Origin of the sequence: Staphylococcus sp. GDX8P80P (assembly GCF_017893095.1) — a bacterium.
In the GTDB taxonomy this organism is placed as follows: domain Bacteria; phylum Bacillota; class Bacilli; order Staphylococcales; family Staphylococcaceae; genus Staphylococcus; species Staphylococcus borealis.
The window spans coordinates 1-11984 of sequence record NZ_JAESMI010000064.1 but is presented as its reverse complement, the minus strand read 5'-3'; the positions used below and the strand labels follow the sequence as shown (position 1 = coordinate 11984).

Below are 11984 nucleotides of genomic sequence, written 5' to 3'. Positions count from 1 at the left end.
TAAATTGACAACTCAACATTTATAAATACCTTTAATCTCATCTAATCTTTCTACAAAACTATCAATATATGATTGTGGTTTCAGAATCTTAGCATGTGGCGCTAACTGATAGGCAATATAATACGCATCGAAACGCGTACAATTCACCCATACCGTGATATAATCCTCACTTCGTTCAACAACTTCCTTAATTGAAAACTGTTGTTGGAATTGGTTCCAAAAGTGTGTGTGAATTTGGAATAACACAGGATTACAAGTGCCATCTTTCTTAAATTTTAAATTTAAAATCTTAACAGACAGAATATCTCGAAGAAGAATCGTTTCAATCTCATGGTCTTCCTCATATGTAAACCAATAGTCATAATGCATATACAAGATAGATAATGGTTTAACCACTATCTTTTTATCTTGAAGTTCAATGCGAACAATTTCTTTATTCACAATTGCTTTTTGCAGGAGCATGAGATGTTTCCCAGGCAATAATTCTTGTCTGATTTTAAATTGATGTAACGTACTCATTAAAACATGTTTATCTGAAACTTTCATTGAAGTAATTGAACTAAGTAAAAATTTATGAATATCGTGATGCAATATAGGCGTTAAGCTTTGAAGTTTAATGAGCAGACTCAGAATGCCCAAACTGTGTTTACTTTGAGTATCCTGCTTGAGTTCGTATCCTGCCAATTGATGATTATAAACGACTCTAGTATTACTAGGATTCCAAAACTCATTTTCATAAAAGAAAGTGTTAATCGTATTAATATCACGTTGAATTGATTTTTTACTTACATCAGTGAATTGATTTAAGTCTTGTTGCGTAACAACATAACCTTTAAGAAGCAAAGTTAAAATATTTAGTATACGAGTTGATTTATCCAAGAATTGGGTCCCCTTTGCATCAATTCTGTATTTACTTTGAAAATTAACTATATAGTATCATATTATTTTTGTAATGTGTATAATTCCAAATTTAAAAAGTAGCGATATATCAATAAACATAAATAATAAGATAGCGTACATTTACAAAAGTAATAATCTATAAATGTTTTATTTAATATTGCATTTAAAAGAAAAAAGTGATAAATTTTTGTGTAAGCGGTTACACAATAAAGGAGTGGCAAAGTGAGAACGATTAAAGAAGTGGCTAAACAAGCAAATGTTTCAGTAGCCACAGTTTCAAGAGTGATTAATAAAAGTGGTTATGTTAAAGAAGCAACACGTAAAAGAATTGAACAAGTCATCAAAGACCTAGATTATTATCCAAATGAAACTGCAAGAACCTTATTCACAAAGAAATCTAAAACGATTGGACTGCTTTTACCAGATATGAGTAATCCATTTTTCACAATTGTTGCTAAAGGTGTTGAGGATACTGCAATTCAAAAAGGGTATCATGTCATGATTGGTAATGGTGAAATGCAAGAACATAAAGAACTTAACTATTTAACCACATTTAAAGTGAATAATTGCAGTGGCGTCATTGCTTCACAATTATCGACGCAATTTGCTTTTGATCAATTCAACTCCTATCAATTACCCTATGTTCTCATTGACCGCGTTACAGATAATCAACAATGTATCGAAGCAGATCATTATAAAGGTGGTCAATTACAAGCTGAGGCAATCATAGAAGGCAATGCGCAACGTGTATTAGTGCTACATCAAGACCTAAATTATCGCTCGTTTGAAGAACGATTCAACGGTGCAAGAACGACGTTAGAAAGTCAGGGCATTCAATTATGGATTGAAGATGAGCGTGATATCACAATGGATAAATTGCAGCGTTACATTAAGCACAATGATATCGATAGTGTGATATGTAGCAATGATGTATCAGCACTGAAAATGATGAAATGGTTACATGATTTACATATTACTATTCCAGATGACGTACAAGTCATTGGGTATGATGATATCCCGTTAGCCAAGCTATTTTATCCAAGTCTCACAACAATTAAACAACCTGCTTATGACATTGGTAAGCAAGCTGCATTAGGTTTGATTCAACAATTAGAACATAATGACATCACAATGAAAGTAGTATTAGATGTTGATTTAATTTATAGAGAATCTACAAGGAGGAAGACAAAATGACAAGTATTTATGTAGTTGGAAGTTTATCTATTGATTTAGTCGTTTCTACGAATAGAGTACCAAGTAAAGGTGAAACCGTACTAGGTGAGTCATTCTTTACGACACCTGGAGGCAAAGGTGCGAACCAAGCCGTAGCAGCTGCCAGACTTGGTGATGATGTGTATATGGTAGGACGCATTGGAGATGACGATTTTGGCAATCAAATTTTCACAAATTTAGAAGATAACCATGTTTTAACGACATTTCTGAAACCCGTTACACATTCAGCATCAGGGACAGCACATATTACATTATCAGACAATGACAATAGCATTATTGTGGTGCCTTCAGCCAATAACTATGTGACTTCAGCGTATGCATTGGAAGCATTAAATCAAGCGCAAGCAGGTGACATTGTATTAATTCAACAAGAAATTCCTGCCGAAACAGTTAAAGACGTCATAACTTATTGTGATGATCATGATTTAATCTCAATTCTTAACCCGGCACCATTCCGAGAAGTAGAAGCAGAAGTCATTGATAAAGCGACATATATTACACCTAATGAAACAGAGAGTAACGCAATGTTCCAGACTAACATTGATGAAGCGTTAGCATATTATCCTAACAAACTGATTATTACATTAGGGGATAAAGGTGCTATGTATCATAACGGCACTAAAAAGGTTCATATCGCAGGATTTAAGCGAGAAGTTAAAGATACCACAGGTGCCGGAGATACATTTAATGGTGCTTTCGCAGTAGGATTACAAAAGGGATATTCCATCGCACAGGCCCTTACACTTGCGAATTTAGCAGCAAGTCACTCAGTAACAGGTATGGGCGCTCAAGGTGGTATGCCGACCTTTTCAGAAATAGAAGGTGAATTCGATGTATAAAACAGGCATATTAAACAGCGAAATTTCAAAGGTACTTAGCGACTTAGGACATACAGATCAAATTGTAATCGGCGATTGTGGGCTACCAGTGCCTAAAGATGTTAAGAAGATTGACCTAGCACTAACGTTAGGGAAGCCTAGTTTCCTAGACGTTTATGACGTCCTTAAGCAACACATGGAAATTGAACATATTACGATAGCCGAGGAAATGGAAGTAAACAATGCACCTATTTATAAGCAAGTGACACACGACTTTTCAGACATAACACAAGTCGATCATGAAACGTTTAAAGCATTAACGAAGGATGCGAAAGCGATTATACGTACAGGTGAAGCAACACCATATGCAAACATCATACTTCAAAGTGGTGTCATATTTTAAGGGGTGAGATTAATGATTCAAATGACTAATATTCATAAAGCCTTTGGTGATAACGAGGTGCTTAAGGGTGTTGATTTTACTTTGAAACCAGGTACCGTCCATGCCTTAATGGGAGAAAATGGGGCTGGAAAATCGACACTAATGAAAATTTTAGTAGGTATTCATAAGAAAGATCAAGGTGTCATGACGTATTCTGATGTTGAAATAGAATATAGCAATCCTAAAGAAGCGGAAGAAAAAGGATTAACCTTTATACACCAAGAATTGAATTTATATCCAGAATTAACAGTACTCGATAATTTGTTTGTAGGAAAAGAAATCCGCAACAAAATGGGCATACTCAATACAAAAGCAATGAAACAACAGGCGGAACAAGTATTTAAAGAATTAGATTTCTACATTCCGTTAAATAAAGTAGTTAAAGATTGCTCGATTGGTGAGCAACAAATGATAGAAATCGCTAAAGCGATGATGACGAAAGCACAAATCATTATTATGGATGAACCGACAGCTACCCTAACAGACAAAGAAATCCGACGTCTATTCGATATGATTCATAATTTAAAAGCAAAAGGTGTTGCCTTTGTTTACATTTCGCATAGAATGGCTGAAATATTTGAGATTTCAGATGAAATAACAGTCATGCGTGATGGCGTTTCTGTGATGTACGATGAAACACGTCATCTAACGTACAACCAAATTGTAAAAGCAATGGTAGGACGCGAATTAGATGAACAATTTCCACATAGAACGTATGAACCACAAGATATGATCTTAAATGTAAAACGTCTCAATAATCCGCTACATCATATTGAGAATCAATCATTTTATCTTAGAAAAGGTGAAATACTAGGTGTAAGTGGCTTGATGGGTGCAGGACGTACGGAAATGATGCGCAGTTTATTTGGTGTGGATAAAGCAGACAATGACATTGAAATTAAAGGTCAACCAGTGACGATCACGTCCCCAATTGAAGCGATGAAACATGGACTTGCCTTTATAACCGAGAATCGTAAGGAAGAAGGATTAATTTTAGACTTCTCCATTCAAGACAATATGGTGTTACCTTCGTTATTTAGCTTTTCAAAACGTGGCATCGTAGACGATAAGAGTTCTGAGCAATTTGTTGATACGATGCGCAAAAGACTGAACATTAAATCGCCAGGCAAGCTACCAGCTGGTTCATTATCAGGAGGTAATCAACAGAAAGTCGTATTAGCTAAGTGGATTGGTACGGGTGCGCAAATCATCATATTGGATGAACCTACAAGAGGTATTGATGTTGGCGCTAAGAGAGAGATTTATCAACTTATGAATGAACTTACAGATCGTGGTGTGTCTATTATTATGGTCTCATCTGAATTACCAGAAGTCATTGGCATGAGCGATAGAGTGATGGTCGTGCATGAAGGTAATATCAAAGGAGATCTTACAGGAAATGAAATTACAGAAGAAAATATTATGACGTTAGCTACAGGGGGAACTTTAAATGAAACAGTTAACAGCTAAAACATCGTTCATGGAAAAGATTATTCCATTTATTGGTCTAATTTTATTAATTATTGTAGTGAGTATTTTAAATCCATCATTTTTAGATTTATCTAATTTACTCAATTTATTAAGACAAATTTCTATCAATGGTCTGATTGCCTTTGGGATGACATTTATTATCTTAACTGGTGGCATAGATTTATCAGTAGGTTCAATCCTTGCTTTATCATCTGCGTTTATTGCACTGATGATTACAAGTGGTGTTGATCCAATTATCGCCTTAATTATAGGTGTACTGATAGGCTTTATTTTGGGTGCCGTCAACGGTTTACTAGTGACGAAAGGGAATATGGCGCCATTTATTGCAACACTTGCGACAATGACGATTTTCCGTGGATTAACACTAGTCATTACTGACGGCAATCCAATTACTAATTTAGGTGATAGCTATTTATTCCAATTATTTGGTAAAGGCTACTTTATTGGTATTCCGGTACCAGCAGTAACGATGATTATCGTATTTATCATTTTACTTATCATTCTTCAAAAAACAACGTTCGGTCGCCATACATATGCAATTGGTGGGAATGAGGTAGCAGCTAAAATTTCAGGTATTAAAGTGAATAAAATTAAAATCTTTATTTATGGTATTTCAGGATTAATGTCAGCGTTAGCCGGAGGAATACTAACATCACGTCTAAATTCTGCACAACCAACAGCAGGTATGTCTTATGAGTTAGATGCGATTGCCGCGGTCGTGCTTGGTGGTACGTCATTGACAGGTGGTAAAGGACGAATTGTTGGAACACTTATAGGTGTACTTATCATAGGTGTTTTAAATAATGGATTAAATTTACTCGGTGTGTCTTCATTCTATCAACAAGTCGTTAAAGGTGTAGTCATTTTAATTGCGGTATTAATTGACCGTAAAAAATAAGAGAAAGCAGGATAACAATATGAAGAAATTATTAGCCATTACATTAGCACTCGTCCTATTTTTAGCAGCGTGTTCCTTAGAATCACCTTTGAAAAATGATAAAAATGGTAAAACAAATAAGAAAAAATCAGAGATTACAATTGGTGTAAGTATTTCAACGTTAAACAATCCATTCTTCGTTAAAATTAAAAATGGCATTGAAAAAGATGCAAAAGCACAAGGGATGAAAGTCAAAGTTGTAGATGCACGAGATGATTCAGCAAAACAAACGAATGACATTGAAGATTTAATTCAACAACAAGTAGATTACTTAATTGTTAATCCGACAGATTCAAGTGCAATCTCAAGTGCGGTAGAATCAGCTAATAACGAAGGGATTCCGGTAATTACGTTAGACCGATCTGTAGATAAAGGTGATGTAGCGTCATTTATTGCGTCAGATAACGTTGAAGGTGGTAAAATGGCTGGAAATTACTTGGTAGATAAAGTCGGTAAAAATGCCAAAGTGGGTGAACTTGAAGGTGTACCTGGGGCAAGTGCGACTAGAGAAAGAGGTAAAGGGTTCCACGACGTTGCTGATAAGCAGTTAAAAGTCATCGCCAAACAAAGTGCAAAGTTTGATAGAGCAGAGGGGTTAAATGTAACGCAAAACATGCTTGAAGCACACCCTGATATCCAAGCAATCTTTGCCCAAAATGATGAAATGGCTTTAGGTGCAATAGAAGCAATTGGTGGTAAGGACATTCAAGTCATTGGATTTGATGGTAATGAAGATGCGATGAAATCCATTAAAAATGGCAAACTAGATGCGACAATTGCGCAACAACCTGAACTTATGGGTAAAGAAGCAATTAAAGTAGTGAATGGCCTAATGAAAGGCGATTCTGTAGACAAACAAATTAAAGTACCATTAAAGTTAAAACAAAGTAAGAGTTAACTAGAAATAAAGAGCCTGGGACATCAATCATATGATGATGCTATTTTGCAAATTCGCAGTAGCTGACTGAACTGAAAATGCGCTTAAATCAAGCTTTTTTCAGTTCTAGTCATCCTTGCGGGCGGGGCCCAACACAAAAAACCACGGAAGTGATTTTACAAGCAAAGCAAGTTGGGGTTCGGGGCCCCAACAAAGAGAATTTCTTAAAGAAATTCTACAAGCAAAGTGGGGTTACGACGAATTTAAAAAATGTCGTCGTATTCCCTTTTTACTTTGCAATAGAATGATGTGATAGTAAAAGGGCGTAAACAGTGTCTAGATGAGGTGTATTGAGATTATAGTATCTCGCCTTGCTATAGATAAAACCTTGAATGGCTTCAACTTCAAGCGGTTGGCTATTGATCACATCATAATACATACTCGTACCCATATGGTCAGGATAACCTGCATAAATCTGCATAATATCATCGACCAATGAATCAGGAAGCGTAATGCCCTCTGATAAAGCTACGTGTTGTCCCTCGTATAATAAGTTTTTACATAATTGTTCCACTTCTTTAATTTTTAAGATTTGAGCGGTATTATGACCAAGCGCAGTAATAGAATTAATGCCGAGGTTAACTAATAATTTATACCAAATTTTGTCTTCAATATGTTCTTCAAGTACGAGTTCAATTTTTGTGTGATCAAGTAACTGTTTTAAGCGCATTGTTTGAGCATCTTTTTGAACATGTAAGCGATAATCACGAAAATGTACGACTTCGTTTCCCGACTTTTGGCCACTAATATAAACAACAGCTTGGTAAGTGTGTTGAAATGGAAGACGAGATAGTAGGCCGTAGCCATTTTGAGCTAAAATAAATAACGTTTCGTCATGGGCTAAACGATGTAACTTTGGAATTAAATGATTAAGCTGATGTGTTTTGACAGCAATGATTATAACGTCAAAGGTCGACGTCACGTCATCTATATTAAATACTTCTATCATTTGATTTGCGGGTTGAATGGTTATGTGTTTATTAGAACGACCAATTAGTGTGACGTTTGGCAACGATGTTTGTAGTTCATAGGCGATTGTAGTGCCAACCGCACCTGGTCCAATAACAGCAATTTGCATTTAAAACTTTCCTTTCTAGGTATTCTTACATATAATTATACGTATTATTATCGAACTTTTAATATAGGAGTTAATTTAAAAATGAAAAATTTAGCAAAATTAGTTGAAATGAAACAAGAGAAAACAAAAATTTCGATGATTACGGCATATGACTTTCCAAGCGCAAAACAAGCACAAGATGCAAATATAGATATGATTTTAGTGGGTGATTCACTTGGAATGACAGTGCTTGGTTATGAGACGACAACACAAGTGACGCTAGATGACATGATTCACCACGGTAAAGCGGTACGCAGAGGCGCAGATGATACCTTTGTAGTAGTAGATTTACCAATTGGCGCAGTTGGTGTGAGTGACGAACATGATTTGAAAAATGCGCTCACACTTTATCAACAAACAAATGCGAATGCGTTAAAAGCAGAAGGTGCACATTTAGTTAATTTTATTAAGAAATCAACACAAATTGGAATACCAATTGTAGCGCACCTAGGTTTAATGCCACAAAGCGTGGGTGTTATGGGTTATCGTTTACAAGGTAGTACGAAAGATGCAGCTGAACAATTAATTCAAGATGCACATGCGGTACAAGAAGCAGGCGCAGTTGCTTTAGTATTAGAAGCAATCCCTAGTGACTTAGCTGGTTTAATTAGTGACCAATTAGATATACCAGTGATTGGTATCGGCGCAGGAAAAGACACAGACGGTCAAGTATTGGTTTATCACGATATGTTGAATTATGGTGTAGATCGTTATGCTAAATTTGTGAAACAATTTGGTGATTTTTCAGTGGGAATTAAAGGCATCAAACAATATGATGAGGAAGTTAAGGCAGGGACGTTTCCAGCTGAAGCACACACGTATAAGAAAAAGATATTGGACGAGGTAAATGGTAATGACTAAAGTAATTCAAACTGTAGCTGAGATGCAACACATTACGCAAGAATTGAAACGTTCGGGGAAGACCATTGGTTTTGTTCCTACAATGGGCGCCTTACATGAAGGGCATTTAAGTATGATGCGTCGCTCAGTTGAAGACAATGATGTTACAGTGATTAGCGTATTCGTCAACCCACTACAATTCGGGCCAAACGAAGATTTCGATGCGTATCCACGTCAAATTGATCAAGATGTAGCTTTAGTTGAAGCTATTCATGTGGATTACGTCTTCCATCCAACAGTAGAAGAAATGTATCCAGACGAATTAAGCGTAATATTGAAGGTGGGACGTCTAGCGGAAGTCTTAGAAGGCGCACAACGTCCAGGTCATTTCGACGGCGTTGTGACTGTCGTGAATAAACTATTTAATATCGTCAGTCCTAATAAAGCTTACTTTGGTAAGAAGGATGCGCAACAACTTGCAATCGTTGAAAAAATGGTTGAAGATTTTAACCACCCAATTGAAATTGTTGGTGTTGATATTGTACGTGAAGCGGATGGACTCGCACGCAGTTCGCGAAATGTATATTTAACTGACGATGAGCGACAAGAGGCTGTTCACCTAAGTAAAAGTTTAGCATTAGCGCAAACGTTATATAACCAAGGGGAACGTCGTAGTCATATTATTGTTGGTGAGATTAAGGCATATTTAACGGAACATACGCGTGGTCATATTGATGAAGTTGCAATTTACAGTTACCCCGGTTTAGAAGTTGCGACAGAAATACAAGGTCAAATCTTTATATCACTCGCTGTTAAATTCTCGAAAGCACGGTTAATAGATAATATTATTTTAGGAAGTGAATCGTAAGTTATGATTAGAACAATGATGAATGGTAAGATTCATAGAGCACGAGTAACAGAATCAAATTTAAATTATGTTGGAAGTATTACGATAGATGCAGATATCTTGGATGCAGTTGATATTTTACCGAATGAAAAGGTAGCCATCGTGAATAACAATAATGGTGCCCGCTTTGAAACCTATGTCATTGCTGGTGAACGAGGTAGTGGCAAGATTTGCCTTAATGGTGCAGCATCTCGATTAGTTGAAGTTGACGATGTGGTGATTATTATGACTTATGTTCAATTAGATGAACGTGAATTAGTTGATCATGCACCGAAAGTTGCTGTGATGAATGAGAAGAATGAAATTATTCAAATGATTCATGAAAAAGAAGGCACTATAATTAAATAAATAAGTATGACGGCAGTCTAAAAATATTGAAATGATTTCGATCCGGTAGCTTAAAAGCTATCGGATTTTTGTGTATATAGTGGATCAAAATATTATAAGTAACGCCTATATGTATAACTTTTATATAGTATAATAAAATTATATAAAATGATTAGATTAGAGGGCTCGTTTATGAAAAGATTTATATTACTTAGCATCACATTTATGTTGATTTTAACAGCTTGTAGTACGAATGAATCGTCCAAGGAAGATAAAACTAAGTCACATTCGAAACAAACGGATACTAAGACAACAGAAGACAATAAAAAACAAAATAATCTTGAAAGTAAAAAGAAGAATGAAGAAAAAACTAAAGATATAGTAGCTAACTTTTCGGAAAAGGAAAAATTAGCTTTAGCATTTTGTGTCGACCATGTTGACCAATATACATTAACTAAAAATGAAATTTTAACTGGATTTTATTTAGCTATAGCACCAGCTGGGGAGTATCATTATAAATTAGTCGATTTTACGTTAGTTAAGCATGATAAACCTGTTGCAAATGCGCCAAAAGATATGCATTTTTACACTGTATATCCTGATAAACGAAATTTTGCTGCAATCATCGGTGTGAATAATGAAAAGATATTCTTAGGCGGAACACAAGCCGCAATCATAGATTATAATGCATTGATGCAATATGGTAGAGAAGTGAATTTAAGCGATGTCTATTTAAAAAATAAACATAACAAAGCTTTGCCAGAATTAGTAAGTAAAATGCATATTGATAATAAGTATCCTGACATTAGTTATGACGAGAATGGCATCTCTTACAAACAGTTGGAGAGATTGGGTGGCGTAGGATTACATCTTAGAAATCAAATTTATCAAATTATTGCAGATTTTGAAGGTGTTAGTTTAACAGATTCAGGTTATTTGTGGGAAGATGTGAAGTTACTTAATTCAAATGGTGATTGGTCGGTACGATATCGCAATCAAGATGGAGAAATCGTTGGTTCCTATAGAAATAAAAATGGCACACTTCAAAAACTCGATGCTAATGGTAATGTAGTCAAAGAAAAAAAGGTTGAATAGTAATTAGAACGCTCAGAGAGTCATAAGTTAGCTTTCTGAGCGTTTTTTATAATGAACATATTCTTCTAAGGCTTTGCCAGATTGTGCTACTTTAGTAGCTGTGTCCTTTCCTAAGTAGCGAAGATGCCATGGTTCATATTGATAGCCCGTTACCTGTTCTTTACCTTTGGGATAACGCACAATAAAACCATAGTTATGAGCATTGCGTGCAATCCATTGCCCCTCATTAGTATCTCCAAAACATTCACGTAAATTGCAATTTGATCCAATACCACCTACATCATAACTTAATCCACTTTGATGTTCAGAAGTGCCAGGACGCGCACTATATCGATTCGCAGCTTGTTCACCATCACGCGCAACATACTGCTGATACAGACTCACTTGTGTTTGGTAACTTCTGAAACCACTCATCTGATAAAGATTTACACCCTCTTTGCCAGCATCAGCAAACATTCGTTGTAATGCACGTTGTGCTCTCGGATTTTCACCAGGATTATAATCAGGTGGGAGCGTTGTTGTTTTATTAACAATTAAAATATCGTCATAATACGTTCGACCATTTTTGATTTCTTTCTTAAATGTAGTGCTTTGTTTATCTTTATTATCTTGATTTTGTATATTCTTTTTTTCTGAATTGTGTGAGCATGCTACCAATAATAACGTATTTAAAAAAATAATTAAGATAATTTTTTTCACATTCTCAACCTCTATAATTGAATTATTATAAAGCTATATGTACAGAGTATCACATAAAATTATATGAAAATGTAAAGATAATAATAAACCTATGTTTAAAGATAAAAAACGAATGTCATTTTTTGGTATAAAATAATAATTTTTAGTATATTAAGCGCTTACAAAAAGGATTAAAGTATAGCTAAACAAACATCAGAGGTGAAGACATGAACTTTTTTAATATGACGAATTGTAATATTAA

The 11984-nt window shown here is 35.3% G+C and carries 13 protein-coding genes; 10 read left to right on the top strand and 3 right to left on the bottom strand.

Annotated elements, in window-relative coordinates; translation table 11 throughout:
- Window positions 1-12: 12 nt before the first annotated feature.
- On the bottom strand, window positions 13-879 hold the full coding sequence (locus tag KA858_RS06365) for a helix-turn-helix transcriptional regulator (RefSeq protein ID WP_210135266.1): 867 nt from the start codon (window positions 877-879) through the stop codon (window positions 13-15).
- A 243-nt stretch (window positions 880-1122) separates the two neighbouring features.
- On the opposite strand from KA858_RS06365, the gene KA858_RS06360 reads away from it, so the two are divergent.
- From KA858_RS06360 to KA858_RS06335, 6 genes are read left to right on the top strand one after another with little or no spacing between them, the layout of a single operon-like run.
- Entirely contained in the window at window positions 1123-2094 is a 972-nt protein-coding gene (locus KA858_RS06360) for a LacI family DNA-binding transcriptional regulator (protein ID WP_210135265.1), read from the top strand.
- Window positions 2091-2972: a ribokinase gene (rbsK, locus tag KA858_RS06355; protein WP_210135264.1), complete on the top strand. Its 882-nt coding sequence runs from the start codon at window positions 2091-2093 to the stop codon at window positions 2970-2972. Before KA858_RS06360 ends, rbsK begins: the two co-directional genes overlap by 4 nt.
- Window positions 2965-3354 (top strand): D-ribose pyranase, encoded by a 390-nt coding sequence (gene rbsD, locus KA858_RS06350; protein WP_107629348.1) that lies wholly within the window; start codon window positions 2965-2967, stop codon window positions 3352-3354. The genes rbsK and rbsD overlap by 8 nt, the downstream gene beginning before the upstream one ends.
- A 12-nt stretch (window positions 3355-3366) precedes the next feature.
- Window positions 3367-4863 (top strand): sugar ABC transporter ATP-binding protein, encoded by a 1497-nt coding sequence (locus KA858_RS06345; protein WP_210135263.1) that lies wholly within the window; start codon window positions 3367-3369, stop codon window positions 4861-4863.
- A complete protein-coding gene (locus KA858_RS06340) occupies window positions 4844-5782 on the top strand; it encodes an ABC transporter permease subunit (RefSeq protein ID WP_107629346.1) in 939 nt (312 codons plus the stop codon). The genes KA858_RS06345 and KA858_RS06340 overlap by 20 nt, the downstream gene beginning before the upstream one ends.
- Window positions 5783-5801: 19 nt before the next feature.
- Window positions 5802-6719, top strand: coding sequence for a D-ribose ABC transporter substrate-binding protein (locus tag KA858_RS06335; RefSeq protein ID WP_053030145.1), 918 nt, complete (start codon window positions 5802-5804; stop codon window positions 6717-6719).
- A 268-nt stretch (window positions 6720-6987) separates the two neighbouring features.
- Here KA858_RS06335 and KA858_RS06330 read toward each other — a convergent pair whose 3' ends face one another.
- The gene (locus KA858_RS06330) at window positions 6988-7836 is read right to left on the bottom strand and encodes an oxidoreductase (protein WP_107629345.1); all 849 of its coding nucleotides are present in this window, start codon (window positions 7834-7836) and stop codon (window positions 6988-6990) included.
- Between the two features lie 81 nt (window positions 7837-7917).
- Between KA858_RS06330 and panB the strand changes: the two genes are divergently transcribed.
- The 4 genes from panB (at window position 7918) to KA858_RS06310 (ending at window position 11044) form a co-directional block, all read left to right on the top strand.
- Entirely contained in the window at window positions 7918-8736 is an 819-nt protein-coding gene (gene panB / locus KA858_RS06325) for a 3-methyl-2-oxobutanoate hydroxymethyltransferase (RefSeq protein ID WP_210135262.1), read from the top strand.
- On the top strand, window positions 8729-9583 hold the full coding sequence (gene panC / locus KA858_RS06320) for a pantoate--beta-alanine ligase (RefSeq protein ID WP_210135261.1): 855 nt from the start codon (window positions 8729-8731) through the stop codon (window positions 9581-9583). The genes panB and panC overlap by 8 nt, the downstream gene beginning before the upstream one ends.
- 3 nt (window positions 9584-9586) lie before the next feature.
- Window positions 9587-9970, top strand: a complete 384-nt coding sequence (panD, locus tag KA858_RS06315) for an aspartate 1-decarboxylase (RefSeq protein WP_011274512.1) — start codon at window positions 9587-9589, stop codon at window positions 9968-9970.
- Between the two features lie 171 nt (window positions 9971-10141).
- Window positions 10142-11044, top strand: a complete 903-nt coding sequence (locus KA858_RS06310; RefSeq protein WP_245342044.1) for a hypothetical protein — start codon at window positions 10142-10144, stop codon at window positions 11042-11044.
- A 27-nt stretch (window positions 11045-11071) separates the two neighbouring features.
- Here KA858_RS06310 and KA858_RS06305 read toward each other — a convergent pair whose 3' ends face one another.
- Complete coding sequence (locus KA858_RS06305) at window positions 11072-11743, bottom strand: M15 family metallopeptidase (protein WP_210135260.1); 672 nt, start codon at window positions 11741-11743, stop codon at window positions 11072-11074.
- Between the last annotated feature and the right edge of the window lie 241 nt (window positions 11744-11984).

Bases quoted from the DNA above. Each gene is read 5' to 3' on its own strand.
- rbsK (WP_210135264.1), top strand. From the start codon at position 2,091: ATGACAAGTATTTATGTAGTTGGAAGTTTATCTATTGATTTAGTCGTT.
- rbsD (WP_107629348.1), top strand. From the start codon at position 2,965: ATGTATAAAACAGGCATATTAAACAGCGAAATTTCAAAGGTACTTAGC.
- KA858_RS06345 (WP_210135263.1), top strand. From the start codon at position 3,367: ATGATTCAAATGACTAATATTCATAAAGCCTTTGGTGATAACGAGGTG.
- KA858_RS06340 (WP_107629346.1), top strand. From the start codon at position 4,844: ATGAAACAGTTAACAGCTAAAACATCGTTCATGGAAAAGATTATTCCA.
- KA858_RS06335 (WP_053030145.1), top strand. From the start codon at position 5,802: ATGAAGAAATTATTAGCCATTACATTAGCACTCGTCCTATTTTTAGCA.
- KA858_RS06330 (WP_107629345.1), bottom strand. From the start codon at position 7,836: ATGCAAATTGCTGTTATTGGACCAGGTGCGGTTGGCACTACAATCGCC.
- panB (WP_210135262.1), top strand. From the start codon at position 7,918: ATGAAAAATTTAGCAAAATTAGTTGAAATGAAACAAGAGAAAACAAAA.
- panC (WP_210135261.1), top strand. From the start codon at position 8,729: ATGACTAAAGTAATTCAAACTGTAGCTGAGATGCAACACATTACGCAA.
- panD (WP_011274512.1), top strand. From the start codon at position 9,587: ATGATTAGAACAATGATGAATGGTAAGATTCATAGAGCACGAGTAACA.
- KA858_RS06310 (WP_245342044.1), top strand. From the start codon at position 10,142: ATGAAAAGATTTATATTACTTAGCATCACATTTATGTTGATTTTAACA.